16 protein-coding genes and 1 tRNA gene are annotated in these 18,672 nt (G+C 58.2%); 13 read left to right on the top strand and 4 right to left on the bottom strand.

Features of this window, described 5'->3' with window-relative positions:
* Positions 1-35 precede the first annotated feature (35 nt).
* The 7 genes from infC to lepA all read left to right on the top strand — a co-directional run bounded on the left by infC (position 36) and on the right by lepA (position 7,364).
* A complete protein-coding gene (infC, locus tag ABIE63_RS03725) occupies positions 36-557 on the top strand; it encodes a translation initiation factor IF-3 (RefSeq protein ID WP_183414604.1) in 522 nt (173 codons plus the stop codon).
* A gap of 236 nt (positions 558-793) precedes the next feature.
* A complete protein-coding gene (gene rpmI / locus ABIE63_RS03720) occupies positions 794-994 on the top strand; it encodes a 50S ribosomal protein L35 (RefSeq protein WP_183414603.1) in 201 nt (66 codons plus the stop codon).
* A gap of 35 nt (positions 995-1,029) precedes the next feature.
* Positions 1,030-1,398, top strand: coding sequence for a 50S ribosomal protein L20 (rplT, locus tag ABIE63_RS03715; RefSeq protein WP_183414602.1), 369 nt, complete (start codon positions 1,030-1,032; stop codon positions 1,396-1,398).
* Between the two features lie 87 nt (positions 1,399-1,485).
* Positions 1,486-1,875: a hypothetical protein gene (locus tag ABIE63_RS03710; RefSeq protein ID WP_183414601.1), complete on the top strand. Its 390-nt coding sequence runs from the start codon at positions 1,486-1,488 to the stop codon at positions 1,873-1,875.
* 53 nt (positions 1,876-1,928) lie between these two features.
* Positions 1,929-2,999 carry a phenylalanine--tRNA ligase subunit alpha gene (gene pheS / locus ABIE63_RS03705; protein ID WP_354502916.1) on the top strand — a complete coding sequence of 357 codons (1,071 nt, stop codon included), beginning with the start codon at positions 1,929-1,931 and terminating at the stop codon, positions 2,997-2,999.
* Positions 3,000-3,004: 5 nt separating this feature from the next.
* Positions 3,005-5,410 carry a phenylalanine--tRNA ligase subunit beta gene (pheT, locus tag ABIE63_RS03700; RefSeq protein WP_354502914.1) on the top strand — a complete coding sequence of 802 codons (2,406 nt, stop codon included), beginning with the start codon at positions 3,005-3,007 and terminating at the stop codon, positions 5,408-5,410.
* 151 nt (positions 5,411-5,561) lie between these two features.
* Positions 5,562-7,364: a translation elongation factor 4 gene (gene lepA / locus ABIE63_RS03695; RefSeq protein WP_354502912.1), complete on the top strand. Its 1,803-nt coding sequence runs from the start codon at positions 5,562-5,564 to the stop codon at positions 7,362-7,364.
* 22 nt (positions 7,365-7,386) lie between these two features.
* On the opposite strand, the gene ABIE63_RS03690 is transcribed toward lepA, so the two are convergent.
* Complete coding sequence (locus ABIE63_RS03690; RefSeq protein ID WP_183414597.1) at positions 7,387-7,695, bottom strand: hypothetical protein; 309 nt, start codon at positions 7,693-7,695, stop codon at positions 7,387-7,389.
* Positions 7,696-7,940: 245 nt separating this feature from the next.
* On the opposite strand from ABIE63_RS03690, the gene ABIE63_RS03685 reads away from it, so the two are divergent.
* Positions 7,941-8,030, top strand: a tRNA-Ser gene (locus ABIE63_RS03685).
* A 203-nt stretch (positions 8,031-8,233) separates the two neighbouring features.
* Here the strand turns inward: ABIE63_RS03685 and ABIE63_RS03680 are convergent.
* Positions 8,234-9,937 (bottom strand): recombinase family protein, encoded by a 1,704-nt coding sequence (locus ABIE63_RS03680; RefSeq protein WP_354502910.1) that lies wholly within the window; start codon positions 9,935-9,937, stop codon positions 8,234-8,236.
* Positions 9,927-10,484 carry a DUF2924 domain-containing protein gene (locus tag ABIE63_RS03675; RefSeq protein WP_354502908.1) on the bottom strand — a complete coding sequence of 186 codons (558 nt, stop codon included), beginning with the start codon at positions 10,482-10,484 and terminating at the stop codon, positions 9,927-9,929. The genes ABIE63_RS03680 and ABIE63_RS03675 overlap by 11 nt, the downstream gene beginning before the upstream one ends.
* Positions 10,485-10,974: 490 nt before the next feature.
* Here ABIE63_RS03675 and ABIE63_RS03670 point away from each other — a divergent pair, with 490 nt between their 5' ends.
* Genes ABIE63_RS03670 through terL form a run of 3 tightly spaced genes read left to right on the top strand, consistent with a single transcriptional unit; the run spans position 10,975 to position 14,326 of the window.
* Positions 10,975-12,342: a DNA modification methylase gene (locus ABIE63_RS03670; RefSeq protein WP_354502906.1), complete on the top strand. Its 1,368-nt coding sequence runs from the start codon at positions 10,975-10,977 to the stop codon at positions 12,340-12,342.
* A complete protein-coding gene (locus ABIE63_RS03665) occupies positions 12,335-12,715 on the top strand; it encodes a DUF5681 domain-containing protein (RefSeq protein WP_354502905.1) in 381 nt (126 codons plus the stop codon). The genes ABIE63_RS03670 and ABIE63_RS03665 overlap by 8 nt, the downstream gene beginning before the upstream one ends.
* 12 nt (positions 12,716-12,727) lie before the next feature.
* The gene (gene terL, locus ABIE63_RS03660) at positions 12,728-14,326 is read left to right on the top strand and encodes a phage terminase large subunit (RefSeq protein WP_354502903.1); all 1,599 of its coding nucleotides are present in this window, start codon (positions 12,728-12,730) and stop codon (positions 14,324-14,326) included.
* A 344-nt stretch (positions 14,327-14,670) separates the two neighbouring features.
* Here the strand turns inward: terL and ABIE63_RS03655 are convergent, their stop codons facing one another.
* Positions 14,671-15,642 (bottom strand): LysR substrate-binding domain-containing protein, encoded by a 972-nt coding sequence (locus ABIE63_RS03655; protein WP_354502901.1) that lies wholly within the window; start codon positions 15,640-15,642, stop codon positions 14,671-14,673.
* A 126-nt stretch (positions 15,643-15,768) separates the two neighbouring features.
* Here ABIE63_RS03655 and ABIE63_RS03650 point away from each other — a divergent pair, with 126 nt between their 5' ends.
* Together ABIE63_RS03650 and ABIE63_RS03645 are read left to right on the top strand one after the other, a co-directional pair.
* Positions 15,769-17,358, top strand: a complete 1,590-nt coding sequence (locus ABIE63_RS03650) for an ABC transporter substrate-binding protein (protein ID WP_354502899.1) — start codon at positions 15,769-15,771, stop codon at positions 17,356-17,358.
* A 100-nt stretch (positions 17,359-17,458) separates the two neighbouring features.
* On the top strand, positions 17,459-18,454 hold the full coding sequence (locus ABIE63_RS03645; RefSeq protein ID WP_354502897.1) for a membrane dipeptidase: 996 nt from the start codon (positions 17,459-17,461) through the stop codon (positions 18,452-18,454).
* Positions 18,455-18,672 lie beyond the last annotated feature (218 nt).

The raw sequence follows: 18,672 nt of genomic DNA, 5'->3' as shown, positions 1-18,672 counted from the left end.
ACGAAGACAGGAGATTATCCATAGCCAGACCACCAATGAACGCCGCGCCCACCCGTGAGGGTCCGCGCGTGAACGACATGATCAACGTTCGCAAGGTGCGTATCATTGACGCCGAAGGTGAAAACCGCGGCGTCGTTACCATTGAAGAAGCTTTAGACCTGGCCGCAGAGTCGGGGCTCGATCTCGTGGAAATTTCCCCGAACGTCGATCCACCGGTCTGCAAGGTCATGGACTATGGCAAGTTCAAGTACGAAGCGCAGAAGAAAAAGAACGAAGCCAAGAAGAAGCAGAAAATCATCGAGATCAAAGAGATCAAGATGCGCCCGAACATCGATCAACATGATTACGATGTGAAAATGCGGGCGATCAACCGGTTCCTGGAAGACGGCGACAAGGTGAAGGTTACTTTGCGCTTCCGCGGTCGCGAAATGGCGCACCAGGATCTCGGCCTGCAGCTTCTCGACAAGGTGCGCAACGATCTTGAAGAAGTGGCCAAAGTCGAGCAGTTACCCAAGCTCGAAGGACGCCAGATGATCATGGTGGTGGCGCCGCGCTAGTGGATTAGCTTGGATCGCCGCGAGATAATGGAAGGGACGGCCGCCGGGCCGTCCTTTTTGCTCGGGCCTGGGGCTAATGCTATCACCCGTCGATCACTGGGTGGGCCGCTCTTGCCAAGGTGGTGGCTAGACGTTATAACCCGGCTCTCCAAAGCAACGGCGGGCTTGAAAAAGGGCATGCCCGGTCGTTTTGCTGTTGGTTCATCAAACGCTCTAAATCTAAAGAGGATGACAAAATGCCCAAGATGAAGACAAACAGCAGCGCCAAAAAGCGCTTCCGTTTGACCGCGACCGGTAAGGTTCGCATGAACGTCGCCTTCAAGCGGCACAATCTTCGCAAGCGTTCGCAGAAAATGAAGCGCCATGCGCGCGGGACGACCATCATGGCCGAGACCGACGCAAAATTCGTGCGCAAGCATTTCCTGCCGAACGGCTAAGCAAGCCAAATAGCTAAGCAAGAAGGAGTGTCGTAATGGCTCGTGTCAAGAGAGGCGTTACCGCCCGCGCCAGTCACAGTAAGGTCCTGAAGGCAGCCAAGGGCTACCGGGGCCGCAATTCAACCGTTTATCGCGTCGCGAAGGAAAAGGTCGAGAAAGGCCTGCAGTATGCCTATCGCGATCGCCGCGTTCGCAAGCGCAATTTCCGCGCCTTGTGGATTCAGCGCATCAATGCCGGTGTGCGTGAGCATGGCATCACCTACTCGCAGTTCATTGACGGCATGAACAAGGCCGGCATTGAACTTGATCGTAAGGTTCTGTCGGACCTCGCGATCCGCGAGCCGGAGGCCTTCAAGGCCCTGGTCGATCAGGCCCAGGCCGCCCGCGCCGCCGCTCAGAAGTAATCGCTGACTGCGGGCTCTGCCGGAACCTTCCCGCCCGGGGTGCGTTCCGGCTGGCCTGCGGTGGCGTTTCACGGAAAGCGAGCGATCATGACCGTTTCAACGATCAGCCGAAAGCTGCTGTTCGCCGGGATTTTGTTTCTGGCGGCCTGTGGCGGTTATTCGAGCGATATCGATGCGGTCAAGCGTGCCCAGAGCCTGACCGGACAAACCAACGAGGAGCTGGTCAAGGAGATCGCAGGCGCGCGCGGGACCTTTGATTGGTCCGCCCGCGATTATGTCGCAGGCAAGGACGAGATCATTCTGGTCGAAGCGCGGATTGAGAAGACCGATAACAAGGGCAGCGATCATGTGATCCAGCTGCAATGGATACACAATCGCCAGACGGGCAAGATTGCGTCCGAGGATGTCATTGTCGATGGTCGGGCCCGCGGTATTCTGCAGGGTGCGCTTGATCTCATGCTTTTGGAGCTGGAGTGACGGTTTGAAGGCTTGCTGATCGGAACGGCGAAGTGGTTGACGAAGGAACTGGGATGAGTGAGCTGGAAAAGCTGAGGGCCGAACTAGGTAAGCGTATCGAAGGCGCTGGCGATCTTCAGTCGCTCGAGCAATTGCGGATTGAGGCCTTGGGTAAGAAGGGCCTGATAACCCAGCAGATGAAAAGCCTGGGCCAACTGGACGCGGAAGAACGTCGTCTGCGCGGCCAACAGCTCAACGCCCTGAAAGACGAGATCGCAGAGGCCCTGGAGGGTCGAAAGGGTGCGCTGGAAGGGGCGGAGCTGGATGCCCGCCTGCAGGCAGAGCGCATCGATGTAACCCTCCCGGCGCGACCGGCCGAACTGGGACGCCTTCACCCGATCAGCCGCACTGTCGATGAACTGGTCGCGATCTTCGGCGAGATGGGGTTCTCGGTGGCGAACGGTCCCCACATCGAGGATGATTTCCACAATTTCACCGCCTTGAACATTCCCGAAGAACATCCGGCCCGGCAGGAGCACGATACCTTTTATCTGCCCGAGCGTGAGGACGGTTCGCGGCTGGTGCTGCGGACCCACACCTCTCCGGTGCAGATTCGCACCATGCAGAAAACCACGCCGCCGCTGCGCATCATCGCACCCGGGCGCACCTTCCGATCGGATTCCGACGCCACCCACAGTCCGATGTTTCATCAGATCGAAGGCTTGGTGATCGACGAGAAGACCCACATGGGTCATCTGAAAGGAACGCTGATCGATTTCTGCAGGACGTTTTTCGACGTGGACGATTTGCCGGTACGTTTCCGGCCCAGCTACTTCCCCTTCACCGAACCCAGCGCCGAGGTCGATATCGGCTGCTCCCGCGAAGGTGGTCAGTTAAAGATCGGCGCGGGTAAGGATTGGCTGGAGATCCTGGGAAGCGGGATGGTGCACCCGAAGGTTCTGGAACACTGCGGCATCGACCCACGCAAGTATCAGGGCTTTGCCTTCGGCATGGGAATCGAGCGGATCGCCATGTTGAAGTATGGCATCCCGGATCTCAGAACCTTCTACGACAGCGATCTGCGTTGGCTGCGGCACTACGGCTTTCTACCGCTTGAGACGCCGTCCATGGTAAGGGGGCTCTGAGCGCCATGAAGTTCACGCTTTCCTGGTTGAAGGATCACCTGGATACCGACGCCACGCTTGAGGATATCGTCAAAACTCTCTCGATGGTCGGCCTGGAGGTCGAGGGGGTCGAGGATCGCAGCGCCGAACTGGCGCCCTTTACGGTCGCGCGGGTGAAGGAAGCTAAACCTCACCCGGATGCCGACCGATTGCGCGTTTGCATCGTGGAAACCATTCAGGGTGAGGTCCAGGTTGTCTGTGGCGCACCCAACGCGCGTACCGGCATGATCGGCGTTTTCGCACCCGCCGGCACGCATGTGCCAGGTACGGGTGTCGATCTCAAGAAGGGCGTGATTCGGGGCGTCGAGTCCAATGGCATGCTCGTTTCCGAACGGGAAATGGGTTTGTCGGACGAGCACAGCGGCATTATCGAGTTGCCCGAGAATGCACCCTTCGGTGCGCCCTTCGCCAAGGTCATGGGTCTCGACGATCCGGTGATCGACATAGCGATCACGCCGAACCGTGGTGATTGTCTGGGGGTGCGCGGTGTGGCGCGCGATCTGGCCGCCGCTGGCCTGGGGACCCTCAAGCCCCTGCAAGCGGCTTCCATCGGCGGCAGCTTCGAAAGCCCCATCAAATGGCGTCGCGATCTTCCAGCGGAGGCCGAGGACGCTTGTCCATACGTCGCAGGGCGCAGCTTCCGTGGCGTCAAGAACGGTTCTAGCCCCGCTTGGATGCAGCGTCGCCTCAAGGCGATTGGATTGCGTCCGATTTCCGCGCTGGTGGATATCACCAACTATGTGACCTTTGACCTTGGCCGCCCCTTGCACGTTTTTGACGCTGGCAAACTCAAGGGTGACCTCACCATGCGCTTGGCGCGCGGCGATGAGGAAATCCTGGCATTGGACGAGCGCAGCTATTGCCCTGATAGCGAGACGGTGGTCATTGCCGACGAGACCGGCGGCACGCTGGAGGGAATCGGCGGTATCATGGGCGGCGAGGCTTCCGGCTGTACGCTGGAAACGAGCGAGGTCTTTCTGGAGGTCGCGCTTTTCGATCCGGTAAGGGTCGCAACCTCCGGGCGGAGGCTGGGAATCCTGTCGGATGCGCGCTATCGCTTCGAGCGCGGTCTGGACCCACAGTCAGCCGACTGGGGTGTCCAGGTGGCGACCAAGTGGATCCTGGAGCTCTGCGGCGGCGAGGCAAGCCATCCGGTGAGTGCCGGGGCAATCCCCGATATTTCCCGGAACATAAGCTTGCGGCCGGAGCGTATTTCGACCCTCGGCGGCTTGGATTTGGCGAAAGCCGAGCAGGCACGCATTTTGGGCGATCTTGGTTTCGAGGTATCCGACGCCGGCGCCACGCTGATGGCGGCCGTGCCCTCGTGGCGGCCGGATATCGAAGGCGAAGCCTGCCTGGTCGAGGAGGTTTTGCGCATCCATGGATTTGACGCCATCCCAGTGGTGTCCCTGGCGCGCGATACGGATTTGCCCGAACCGGCATTGGATCTGCTTGACCGTCGCACGAGCCTGGCCCGGACGGCGCTTGCCTGGCGCGGGCTCAATGAAACGGTGACCTTCTCTTTCATGCCGTCGAAGCTCGCCAAGCTCTTCCGACCGGTGCCGAACAGCTTGATGCTGGTTAATCCGATTTCCAGCGACCTCGACGCTATGCGGCCGACTCTGATCGGCAACCTTGTCGAGGCTGCCGCCCGTAACAGTGACCGCGGCTTGACCGATGTCGCGCTGTTTGAGATCGGCGGGGCCTATCAGGGCGACAGTCCGGAGGATCAGCAAGAAGTCGCTGCCGGTCTGCGGTCCGGCCAGGCTGTCGGTCGCCATTGGAACATGACGTCACGGACTTTGGACGCCTTCGATGCCAAGGGCGATGCCCTTGCAGCGCTGGAAGCCTGCGGCGCGCCAACGGAAAATCTCCAAGTCACGGCCGATGCACCGGGTTGGTACCATCCGGGACGCTCCGGCAGCTTGCGGCTTGGACCGAAGGTTTTAGCGGTCTTTGGCGAGGTGCACCCAAGGATATTGAAGGCTGTCGGGTTGCGTGGTCCAGCCGTGGCGTTTGAGGTTTACCTGCAGGAAATACCGGTGCCAAAGAAGAGCACCAATCTGCGCCCGGCACTTGAGGCATCTGCGTTCCAACCGGTCCGCCGCGACTTCGCCTTCGTGGTCGATGCGGACATTACCGCCGAGAAGCTGTTGCGCGCGGCAAAGGGTGCGGATCGTGCGCTGATCACCGAGGTCAAGCTGTTTGACCACTACGTCGGCAAGGGCGTGCCGGACGGCAGCAAGTCGCTGGCCATCGAGGTGACGCTGCAACCGCGCGACAAGACCTTGACGGATGCGGAAATCGAGGCGGTGTCCGCCAAGATCATCGCACAGGTCGGCAAGGCCACCGGCGGTACGCTGCGGGGATAGGAGCTAAAGTGCGGCCCTTTGCAGGTGCTATACCTGGGTCACCGCGCATTTTCGGGCATAGGCTCTCCGGACGTTGCTTTGCGTTGCGTTCGGCCTTATGTTCCGGGGCGAATTTTCCTCGCATCTTTAAGAGGCTATACGGGCAGCGGGCATGACCGACCTGACGCACATACGCAACTTCGCGATCATCGCGCACATTGATCACGGTAAGTCGACGCTCGCCGACCGTCTGATCCAACGTTGCGAGGCGGTATCGCTGCGCGAGATGAAAGAGCAGTTGCTGGACTCGATGGATATCGAGCGCGAGCGCGGCATCACCATCAAGGCGCAGACGGTTCGTCTCAACTACAAGGCGCGCGACGGCCAGACCTATGTCTTGAACCTGATCGACACGCCGGGTCACGTGGACTTCTCCTATGAAGTCAGCCGCTCGCTGAAAGCCTGTGAGGGATCGATCCTGCTGGTTGACGCCAGCCAGGGCGTCGAGGCGCAAACCCTGGCCAATGTTTATCTGGCGATCGAGCACGACCACGAGATTGTACCGGTTCTCAATAAGATTGACCTGCCGGCCGCCGAGCCTGAGCGCATCAAGGAGCAGATAGAGGAGGTCATTGGGCTGGATACCAGCGAGACCGTGGCCATCTCCGCCAAGACCGGCATGGGGATCGACGATGTTCTGGAATCTCTGGTCAAGCGCCTGCCCTCTCCAAAAGGCGAACGCAATGCGCCGCTAAAGGCGCTGGTCATCGATTCCTGGTATGACAGTTATCTGGGCGTGGTCTCGATCCTGCGGATCATCGACGGGGTTCTAAAGCCCGGCATGAAGGCCAGGTTCATGGGCTCGCGCGCGCTCCACGACGTGCAGGAAGTCGGCGTCTTCGGACCGGCGCGCCGCAAATGTGCTGACCTGGGGCCGGGCGAGATCGGCTATCTCGTCGCCGGGATCAAGGACATCAACGATGCCAAGGTCGGCGACACCGTCACAGACGAACGCAATCCCACGGACAAGCCGCTTTCGGGTTTCAAGCCCAGCGTGCCGGTGGTGTTTTGCGGCCTCTTTCCGGTTGACGCGGGTGAATACGAGAACCTGCGCGATGCGTTGGGTAAATTGGCCTTGAACGACTCATCCTTTGCCTTCGAGCCGGAAAGCTCAACGGCTCTGGGGTTTGGTTTCCGCTGCGGCTTCCTGGGCCTTTTGCACCTGGAGATCGTACAGGAGAGGCTGGAGCGTGAGTTCAATCTGGATCTGATCACAACGGCTCCCAGCGTCGTCTATCGCCTTTCGATGACCGACGGTCGGACGATCGAGCTTCACAATCCGGTGGATATGCCGGAGGTGACCCGGATCAACTCGATCGAGGAGCCTTGGATCCGCGCCACGATCTTGGTTCCCGACAATTACCTTGGTGCCGTCTTGAAGCTATGCGAGGAGCGGCGAGGCGAGCAGGTCGAACTCACCTATGCCGGCAGCCGGGCCATGGTGGTCTACAAGCTACCGCTGAACGAGGTGGTTTACGATTTCTACGACCGGCTTAAATCGGTGTCACGCGGCTACGCATCCTTCGATTACCACATGGAGGAGTACCGCGAGGGCGATCTCGTGAAAGTCACCGTCCTGGTCAATCAAGAGCCGGTGGAGGCGTTATCGATCATCGTCCACCGCGGTCAAGCCGAATCCCGGGGTCGGGCGCTCTGCGTTCGCCTCAAGGATTTGATCCCGCGCCAGCTCTTCAAGATTGCCGTGCAGGCAGCGATCGGCGGCAAGGTCGTCGCCCGCGAAACCATCTCCGCCATGCGCAAGGATGTAACCGCCAAGTGTTACGGCGGCGATATCAGCCGTAAGCGGAAACTGTTGGAAAAGCAGAAAGCGGGCAAGAAGCGTATGCGGCAGTTCGGTAACGTAGAGATTCCGCAATCCGCCTTCCTGGCGGCTTTGAAGATGGATGGCGATTGACCGCCGCTTTTGGGAGGCAGGGTCAACGCCGCCGGTGGCGGCGTCCTTTCCAGGTGACGAGCAGCAGCAGACCTCCTAACCCCAGCAGGGGCAGGAATGCCGGCAACTGAAGGATCGGGAAGATTATCCCCTCCCAAAGTGCCGGGTCTATGTAGCGTTCGACACCAGCCTGCAGACCGTTTAGCGAGCCGGGGTCTATCTGGAACCATAGGTCGCCGCCTGCGCGCAGCTTAACTTCTCCGCCGGTGAGAACCGGCCACAAATCCCGGCCCAACAGAGCCGCGGCCAACAGCACGAACACCCATCCGATGAGCCGTAATACCTTTCGCATTGCCTCTTCCCTTTCTCAGCCTCCTCAAGGTGCAGTTCCCTAATTTGGCGCCTAGCGGCTCATCGTTGCAGTCATAGGGCCGCTTTCGGGCGCTGCGGAGGCGTTTATGGAGCTTCACATATATACGCCTTTCGGCCCGGCCTGACATCCCTCACGCAAAGAGCGGTCCAAGACGCGCTTCTTCGATTGCATTGGCCTCACGCCTCGGTTAGGTTCTGCGCCGTTCCTGGATCGTTGCGATCAGCGGAGAGGTGGCCGAGAGGCTGAAGGCGCACGCTTGGAAAGCGTGTAGGCGGGAAACCGTCTCGTGGGTTCGAATCCCACCCTCTCCGCCACGCAGTCAGCTCAATCAGTGAGTGTATGACGGTGAGCTGTGTAGTGTCCGCAATCTCAATGGCTTGTGGGGATAGTAAGCAGTGAGTTTTGTCGCTGTCTGAGGGCACACCATGCTCTTTCAGGCGGTAAAGAGCCGTCTTTCTCTACGATGTCTTTTGGCGGTGCGCTTTGGCTTTGGGGGGACCCCTGTTCCAGGCGGCGTTCAGGCCGGATTTTCTAAGGGATCAAAGGCCTTACGCTGGGTTGACCAGTCCAGCGGAATGCCCTGCTGGAGCTCCTGCTGCAGGAGGGTCGGTGAGGCGTCGCCGCGGAGAACCGCCTCGACGATGTCGGGGGCGAGGAAAGCCAGGTTCAGGATGCGCCGCAGATAGCGTGGATAGAGGCCTTCGTGACGGGCGATCTGTTCCAGTTCGGTGACCTTTCCCGAGGTGATCATCTCGCGCCAGCAATGCGCGCGGGCGACGGCCTTGAGGAGCGCTGGATCGATTGGCCGGGCTGCGGGTGCTCCCGGCGGTGCGATCACCAAAACCTCCTGGGAGCGAGCGTCCAGCTTGATCGGCTGGGAGATGGTGAGCGTGCGAGGCTTTGCCTGATCGAACAGGGCTGACGGCAGAGTGTCGTAGCTCTTGACCGCGGCGACGAGGGCCGCCTGATCCAAGGTCACCTCTAGGCGGCTGTGCTCTAGCCTCACCGTCGCAACCAAGCCCGGCCAGTCGGTGCCTGAGAGCGTTTCAGCCAAGCCTTCAAAGCCTGACCTCTGCTCTTCGCAGGCATAGCTGTCGAGCCCGAGGCCCAGCCTGTCGTTGATCGCCAGGGGGTCGGATAGGAACGCGAGCAGCGCGGATTTGACCGCCCCTTCGACCTCGGCTGCCGGGAGGCGGAGAGGCTGCGGCCCACGGTTCAAGGGGGAACCCTTGCTGGCAACGTAGTAGCGGTAGCGCCTGCCGCCCTTGCTGGCGTGCGAGGCGGTGAGGGGGAGCCCCTTCGCATCAGAGAGCATACCCTTCAGGAGCGAGGGCTCCTGGGCGCGGGTCCCGGTCTTGTGCCCCCGGTTGCTCTCGGCGAGCTTTGCTTGCACGGCGTCATAGAGGGCCTGGTCGATGATGGCCTCGTGCTGACCGGGGTGGGTTGTACCTTTGTGGGTGATCGCGCCCAGATAGATGCGGCTCTTGAGGATGTGGTAGAGCGCCCCGCGCTCGAAGGCCTTGCCGCCGGAGACCTTGCCGCCTTGCGAGATGCGGCGCTTGCTGACGATACCGGAGCGGGTGAGATCCTGCTTCAAGCTGCGCACGCTGCCCAGTTCCAGATAGCGCCGGTAGATAAGCCGCACCGTCTCGGCCTCGGCCGCGTTGATCACGAGCTTACGTTCCAGGTGATCGTATCCCAGCGGCACGCTGCCACCCATCCACATGCCCCGCTTCTTGGAGGCGGCGATCTTGTCGCGGATGCGCTCGGCCGTCACCTCACGCTCGAACTGGGCAAAGGAGAGCAGCACATTGAGGGTCAGTCTGCCCATGGAGGTGGTGGTGTTGAACTGCTGGGTGACCGAGACGAAGGAGACGCCCTTGCGGTCGAAGACCTCCACAAGCCGGGCGAAGTCCGAGAGGTTGCGGGTCAGGCGGTCTACCTTGTAGACGACGATGATATCGACCCGTCCGGCCTCGACCGCCTCCATTAGCGCCCGCAAAGCCGGCCGCCGTGTCGAGCCACCGGAATAGCCGCCATCGTCGAAACGCTCAGCGACCGCGACCCAGCCCTCCTGCTTCTGGCTGGCGATATAGGCCAGACAAGCCTCGAACTGGGCATCGAGCGAGTTGAAGTCCTGCTCCAGACCTTCCTCCGAGGATTTCCTTGTATAGATGGCGCAGCGCTGGCCTTCGCCACCCTGTTCAGGGTCACGGGGCATCTGTCACCTCGGGGACTCTCGTCCCGCTGACTTTCCGGGGCCGCGCAGCATCAGGTGCTGCAAGCGCGCCTGCGTTGGAAGGGGTAGATACCGTGCCTGGCGGTGCGGCTAGGTCCCGTGCCTTGCGCCGGGAGCGCTGGCCAAAGAAGGCCTGGCCGTTCCAGCGCGTGCCGGTGATCAGGCGGGCGATCTCCGAGAGGCTGCCATGGAGGTCGCCCCGGTAGGCATAGCCCTTGGCCAGGACCGTCACCTCATGGACCTCCCCACCCCAGCGGCGGATGAGCCGCGTGCCCGGTTTGTAGGCTGGAACAGACGCTGGCCGGTAGGCCTTGTTGCGCCCCACCGCCTCGGCGATGCTCCGCAGTTCCTTGCGGGCCTGGGCCGAAAGTCCGCCTAAGCGCTTCTCCTGGAGGCGGTAGGCCACGAAGGCCAGCAGCAGCTCGCGGCGAAAGCGCGGCGGCGCCGGATGGCCAAAGAGCTTGACCCAGAGCGCTTTCAGTTCCTCGCGGGATAGGGTCACGGCCGCTTCGAGGCTGGGCAGGGGCATGACGGGCCTCCTTGCTGATTTCAGGAGCTCCATGCACGCTCTCAATGACGCAGAAGTCCAGTCGGGAGGAACAAGCGCTTGAAAAGCATCCATGCCAATTGAATTGGCGATCATTCCAACGGACCATACATCTTGAGTCCGTTACAACCAGTTGCGATTTTCTAACCCACCCGACCCATATTTTGTGTTGACACGAAAAAGAATGTCGATTAGAGATTTCGTTTAAGTGTGGTGCGTTGCGTCACAACAGAAAGGAGCAGGCGGTCCAGCGGGCCGCCTTTTTCATGTCCACATCCCAGATCGGCCCCTGTTAGAACGCTGATCCCTTACGGGGTTTGGCGCGACTTCCTGCGTCTGCGTGTTACTGCTGACATCAAGCCTCCTTTAATAGCGAACGCTTGTTGCTGATAAAGCCGTAGGGGTACTGAACCCTGCGCGCTTTCGTGCAAGACGTCTGCCCGATTGCTGGGTCATTTCCAGGAGATTTCCCATGAGCAAAAGACTGTCAGGCCACAACGGTGGCCCGCCGCTGCGCGACCTCTCCATCGAAGGAGTCGCCATCAAGGATCTTGCAAAGTTCAAGACCCGGACCCGGCGCCACAGTGCCAAACAACGCCTACAGATGAAGCGCATCCTCCTGACCTATGGACAGGTCCTGCCGATCCCGATTGACCGACAGAACAGAATCATCGACGGCGAGTTGCTCGTCGACGTCGCCCAGGAACTGGGCCTGGCCACCGTGCAAGCGGTCCGAATTGACAACCTCACGGAACTTACGGCCCGAGCCTTACGCCTGGCTCTGAACAAGATTGCTGAAGGGGCGAGCTGGGACGATCAGGCGCTGAGCCTAGAGTTTACGGAGCTGCTGGCGATCGATAGCGACTTTGATCTGACGCTCAATGGCTTCGATACAGGTGAGATCGATCTGCATCTGCAGTCTGCTAACGGGGGCACGGGCCTGGCCGAGGAAGCTCTCCCTGTAAAAGCGCTCGATGGACCGCCTGTGACGCAGCCGGGAGACGTCTGGATGCTGGGTGAGCATCGCCTTTGCTGCGGTAGTGCGCTCGATCAGGTCACCTACGAAGCCTTATTGCAAGGAAACACTGCTGACCTCTTGCTCACGGATCCACCCTACAACGTGCCGATCAAGGGGCACGTCAGCGGCAAGGGTAAGAAAACCCACCGCGAGTTCGCGATGGCCTCAGGCGAAATGGACAGGGGCACCTTCATTGATTTCCTAGGGGCCTCTATTGGCACTGCTATAGGGCATTGCCGCAAAGGGGCTCTTTTCTATGGCTTCATGGACTGGCGCCATCTTGGACAGTTGGAAGCAGCCTGCCAAAAAATTGGCCTCGAAGGACTTAACCTCTGCGTCTGGGTTAAAACCAACCCGGGGATGGGCTCCTTCTATCGCTCGCAGCATGAATTGATCTATCTGGCAAAGAAGCCAGGCGCCGCTCATTGTAACAATATCCAGCTGGGCCGCTACGGCCGCAATCGTTCCAACGTCTGGACCTATCCGGGGGCCAATAGCTTCGGTAATGAGCGAGACGCCATGCTCGCGGCCCACCCGACGGTTAAGCCTGCCGGCTTGCTAGCCGACATCATCCAGGATGCATCCCACCGCGGCGATCTGGTTCTCGACCCCTTCGCCGGCAGTGGCAGCACCCTGATGGCGGCCGAGATGATGGGCCGGAGAGCCGCGCTTATCGAGATCGATCCCTGCTACTGCGATCTCATCCTCCAACGATACCAGCTCTATCGCGGCCGGGCAGCGCAGCTGATCCGAACCGGTGAAACCTTCGCCGCGCGTAAGGTAGCCCTGCTGGCGAGTCATGAAGGAGAAAGCAATGCCTAGAAAACGAAAGAGCGGCGACTACGAGGTTGGCTATGGCAAGCCGCCGAAGCACAGCCGTTTCAAGTCCGGCCAGAGCGGCAACCCCAAGGGTCGCCCAAAAGATACCAAAAACATGAAGACAGTGTTGATCAATGCGCTGAACGAGCCTGTCACCCTCACCGAGAATGGGAGACAGCGGCGCATCACCAAGGCTGAAGCGTCTGTCGCCCGGCTCTTGCATATGGCTATGGGCGGCAACGTCACCGCCCTGCGCCTTTTCCTCAGTCTCTTGCCGCTAGTTGAGGACCAGAGTGAGGAGGGGCCAGGCCAATCCCTCGCATTACCAGATGAGCGGGAGCTGGTCCGAAGGATCGTCTCCCGCTTTGCCAAATGAAAGGAGTACGTGATGAAAAAGTTCAAAAGCCCAGGTGGCGATAAAAGCCTAGCTATAATCAGACAAGATTTTCTCTCGTTCTATGAGCTCTGTGTCGAGATCGTGACACCGGGCGTAGACCTCTTGCTCAACTGGCATCACGGCCTCATTGGGGATCGCTTGGTGCGCTGCAAAGACGGTGAAATAAAACGCCTGATCATCAACATGCCTCCCCGCTATGGTAAGAGTACGCTCGTGACGGTCGCGCTAGTGACCTGGCAACTGGGGCATGATCCAACACGGCGGATCATGTGCGCAAGCTATGGGCAAGAACTCGCCGAAGCCAATGGGCGTATGATTCTTCAAGTTATGAAGGATCCCCGGTATAAGCGAATTTTCCCAAAGACGCGCCTGGTCCGAAGAAACATCGCAGCGCATGACATCCACACCACCGTGGGCGGTGGCTGCTACTCTATCTCCACCGGCGGTTCGGTAACTGGATTTGGCGCGGATCTTTTGATACTGGATGATCTTATGAAACCCAAAGACGCGCTTTCCGGGTCAGCGCGCAAGACTGGCAACGAGTACTTCCAAAACACACTCCTCAGTCGACTTAATGAAAAAGACAAGAGTGCGATCATCATCGTCATGCAGCGACTCCATGAGGACGATCTGGTGGGTTTCGTCCAACAGTTGGACGACTGGCATATCATAAAGCTCCCGGCGATTGCTGAAGAAGACGAATGCTGGGAGTTTGATACCTTTCTGGGGCCACAGACGGTTTGCCGGAAAATGGGTGAAGCCCTCCATCCCGAGCGTGAATCTCTCGATGTTCTCAAAGACACACGAACGCAGCTAGGTGAGTACCATTTTGCAGCTCAATACCAGCAATCGCCGGTCCCTCGGGAAGGAGGCTTGGTCAAAAGAGCCTGGCTGCAGCATTACGCGCCCAAAGACCTTCCCAAGCGTTTCGATAGAATCATCCAATGTTGGGATACAGCATCGAAGGTTTCAGAACTGAACGACTATTCAGTTTGCCTCACAATCGGGGTCGCAAACAACAGCTGGTATCTCCTTGATGTCTACCGTGCGAAGCTTGAATTCCCCGATCTAAAGAAGGAAGCAAAAAGGCTATACGATCAATGGCGGCCCCAGGACGTTCTGATCGAGGATCACAACTCGGGAACGCAACTGGCCCAAGAACTATTGAGGGATGGCGTCTACGCTGTGCTGCCGATCAATCTTACCGGCGATAAGGTGATGCGCCTGGGATCCGTCACCGTGCCGATCGAAAACGGTACTTTCCGCCTCCCGACCCGGGCACCGTGGCTGGAGGCTTACATCCACGAACTGACCATCTTTCCTGGCGGCAGGCATGACGACCAAGTCGATGCTACTTCGCTGGCACTCTGGCGGCTGTCACAACACCAACCTCATGATGGCTTGATCCAGTACTACAAGCGCTGCTTGGAAAACAAAGAGTCTAAAAAGGCCGAGCCGTTATCTAGCGGGTTGACGATGCGAATAGTTAACGACAAGGAGGAAGAAAAGAAGCGGGAGGAAGAACGGAAGAAAGCCAAACTAAACCAGTGGTGGCGGCGATCATCGGACGATGAGGACGGCGATATGTAAGAACTCTACCATGGCTGCAGATTGTCAATCAGGCTCATAACCTGAAGGTCGTAGGTTCAAATCCTACCCCCGCAACCAACAATATCAAGAGCTTAGCCAAACCAGGCTAAGCCCTTTTTCTATGTCTGGAAGCAAAGTGGAAGCAGGGAGAATGAAGATTAAATTCTGGAAGAAAGACCTAGCACCCATCCTGCTCTCCGAGATGGATACTGACCATGGCGAGCTGCGGCTAACCCATAGATCTGGGAAAGTCAGACCGGTAGGAACCCAAACAAACTATCGCCGAACAGCGTACGAAAAGAATGCTAGTCGCCGTCGGTCTTCATGAAGACCTCGTCCAGACACTAAAGGGCCGCCTTGTCCGCTTCAATACGTTTTGCTTTGACAAAGCCCGTTGATTTAGCCGCTGAGAAGTGGACACCTTTCTGTTTCACAACACTTTCTGTCACATCAAGAAAGGAACTCAGCGCTGATCCATCTGTCCGGCGATCACGTCGCCAAGCGGCAACTGTCTCAATCTTCGGGACTCCGCCCTTCAGAGGGCGCACGGCTATGCCTCTGACCGAATGTATCCAATCAGTGTCTACATAAAGTGTGACACCCAGTTCAGCTGCGACGAGGCCTATAATGCCGTCACTATGTACAGCCTCCTGAATCACTTGAGGGGTAAAGCCATAGCTTTGGCAAAAGTTCTTGATGACGCGGCGAAAGAGTTTCCACGAACTCCACTTACCCATGATGAATGGTTGGTCAGCGAGATCGGACAGGCTGAGGCTGCGTTTTTCTGAGAGAGGATGGGAAGCTGGTAAGACACAAACCATTCTCTCGTCCCGCACGACGATGTGATCAAGGGCGGGATGATGATGGGTGTCCATGATAAAGACAGCGTCCAGCTTTCCGTCAAGGACGAAGTCAATCATCTCTGGGGTGGTCGGGTCTACAACGGTTACATTGATTTTCGGATGTGCATTTCGGAAGCGACGCACGATCTCGGGCAGGTGTCCATTGATTGCGAAATCATTATACCCGACGTGCAACTCGCCGGCGGTGCCTTCGTGTACCTGCCGGGCCAAATGCACAGCTTCCTCTAAGCTTTGCATCAAGCCTCTAGTCTTTTTGAGAAATACCTTTCCAGGCTCCGTCAAGTTGACGACCCGGGTTGTGCGCTCGAGCAAACGAACATGCATCATCATTTCTAGATCTTGAATGGTTCGGCTGAGCGCTGGCTGCGCGACATTGAGGCGCTGTGCAGCCTTCCGAAAACTAAGTTCTTCTGCAACTGCGTGGAAGGCACGAAGATGGCGAGTCTCTATCATTATTAATATCCTAAAGGTATCAATTTTTACCGAATTGATATTGGACGGTGATATCACGAGAATGCACATTGTCCTACAAAATTTAGGCAACCTTCTTAGGCATTGTGCTGGAAGCAGGAGGATACCATGAGAGAGCTCGACTACTATGCAAGACAGTTCACACTGGGCCGGATTTCGCGTCGCGAGTTTTTGGGGCGGGCAATTGCGCTAGGCGCCAGCGTGCCTTTGGCCAACTCCTTGCTGACGAGCGCAGGGTATGCCGCAACGGCCAAAAAAGGTGGTGCAATGACTTTTGCCATGGGGTCTGGCTCGACGACCGACGCCTTGGAGCCAGGGACTATGGCGAACGGCTATACTTGGGCGCTTAGCTACGCAGTGCGTGGCAGCTTGACTGAGATCGTTCCAGGCGGTGACTTGGCACCGGGTTTGTTTGAAAAGTGGGAGTCATCGCCCGATGCGACGCAGTGGGTCTTTAACGTCAGGAAGGGAGTCGAATTCCACAACGGTAAGACTGTCACATCGCAAGACATCGCTGCTTCCATCAATTTCCATCGCGCAAATGAATCGAAATCCGCTCTCAGAACCTCTTTTGACCAGATTGAGAGCCTCAAGGTTGATGGCGACACGGTCCTGATCACTCTTTCGGCTGGCAACGCCGACTTCCCCTTCGTTTTTGCGGGCGCCGACATGGCAGTCTGTCCCTCGGACGGCAACGGTACTATTGATTGGCGATCAGGCATTGGTGCGGGTGGATATCAACTCAAGCGTTTCGAGCCCGGCGTCAGCGCGCAGATGGAGCGTAACCCGAACTTCTGGAACCCGGATCGCGCCCACGCCGATAATGTTGAGCTCCTTGCCATCATCGACCCAACAGCGCAGGTGAACGCGCTCCTGACCGGCGAGGTCGATGCGATCGACGGGGTCGACCCAAAGGTCGTTGATCTTATGAGTAGGAAAGAGGGAATTTTTGTCGACGAGGTTGCGGGCTCAAAGCATTACACCTTCCCGATGCGCACAGACACACCGCCCTTCACCGATGTTCATGTTCGTCTAGCGATCAAACATGCCGTTGATCGTGAAGAGATGTTGTCGAAGATCCTGGGAGGGCATGGCACAATCGGAAACGATACACCGATTGGGCCAACCTTCCGCTACCGTGCGGTGGATCTGGAGCCCTTCCCTTACGACCCTGACAAAGCGCGCTGGCATCTAAAGCAGGCGGGTATGGATAGTTTGGCAGTTGAACTCTCCGCCGCCGATGCGGCCTTTGCAGGCGCGGTTGATGCATCGGTGCTCTACCAGGAGCGGGCACGCAAAGCGGGGATCGATATCAAGGTGGTGCGTGAACCCAACGATGGCTATTGGTCGAATATCTGGATGCAGAAGCCATGGTCAGCCTGTTATTGGGGAAGCTGGCCGACAGAAGACGAGATGTTCACCCTTGCCTACTCTTCAGGCGCCAGTTGGAATGACACCTATTGGGAGAACGAGAGGTTCAACGAGCTCCTGGTTCTGGCTCGCTCGGAAACCGGGATCGACAAGCGTCGGCAGATGTATGTGGAGATGCAGCACATCCTTCGTGATCAGGGGGGTGTCGTCGCACCGATGTTTGCCAACTTCCTGATGGGGCGTAGCGAACGCGTCACCCATGGCGAGTTGGGCAGTGACCGCGGCTTTGATGGCTATCGCATGATCGAGCGCTGGTGGGTCGCCTGAAACGTCGCATGAGGCTTGGCGCAGAAGGGGTGAACCGTTTGAGTATGCTCATCTCGATCACGCGATGACGAGTGTATAATCAATTAAATGGAGGTTTGACGTGGCAGAGACGATTGCCGAAAGAGCGGCGCGCGTCCATCACGATGCAATTATCTGGGATTGCCATGCGGGGGTTCAGTGCCGGGCCGATCTGGATCTCAGTTTCTTGGATCGCTGGCGCAAAGGGGGGGGGACGTACCTAGGGCTTAATATTGGGTGGGATGCCATGCCCTGGGAACACACTCTGCGTTGTGCAGCTCATTATCGCCGCTGGATCGAGATGAATCCCGACAAATTTATGATGGCCGGAAGTGTGCAGGATATCCATCATGCTAAGGCGACAGGAAAGCTCGCTGTTGCCTTTGATTTGGAGGGAGCGAATGCTCTCAACGAGAACATCGAGATGATTTCGATGTACTACCGCCTTGGCGTCCGGCACATGAATTTTGCCTACAACGTCAACAACGCCTTCGGGGGCGGCGCGCACGACGTTGACATGCATCTGACCGAGCTTGGCCGACAAGCGGTCGCGGAGATGAACCGTATTGGCATGATGGTTGACTGCAGTCATACCGGTTACATGACCTCGATGGACATCTTCGAGTTGTCAGAAGCACCTGTGATCTTCTCTCACTCGAATCCCCGAGCTGTCTATGACCATGGCAGGAATATCCGGGACGATCAGATCAAGGCCTGTGCTGCTACCGGCGGTGTGGTAGGCATTAACGGCATCAGCACCTTTCTTAACGGCAGGGATGCCAAAATGGAGACGGTGTTCGCTCACATCGACTATGTGGTCAATCTCGTGGGCATCGAGCATGTCGGGATTGGTGTAGATATCGTCCTCGACAAGGCTGAAGGCCTCGAGATGAACGACAACTACTCGAAGATGTTCCCGGGCTACTCGGCCGCCGATTGGGCCGACATGCACAACTACATGCCAGAGCAGTTTTCCGAACTGACGGAGACGCTCGTGAAGAAGGGTTATTCAGATGAGCATGTACGTTTGATTCTGGGCGAAAATTTCCTTCGGGTTGCCGCTAAGGTCTGGAAGTAAGAGCGCTGAACGAAAGGTCGTAGTGTTCGACCGACGAGACAGGGCGACGGTTTCAGACGAATTCGAACTAGTCTGAGCATACTCCATCAAAGCCCAACGTTAGGCAGCAAGAAGGCTGTGGGAGGTGTCATGTGTGGACGTATATGGACCCCGCCCGATTGCAACGGGATGGCTGGATCAGGATCAAGGGCCACAACTGCTGACGTATATCCGGCTTC

Origin of the sequence: Limibacillus sp. MBR-115, assembly GCF_040549425.1 — a bacterium.
In the GTDB taxonomy this organism is placed as follows: Bacteria; Pseudomonadota; Alphaproteobacteria; order Kiloniellales; family CECT-8803; genus Limibacillus; species Limibacillus halophilus.
The sequence above is the reverse complement of the archived record's forward strand: the minus strand, read 5'-3'. Positions and strand labels throughout refer to the sequence as shown.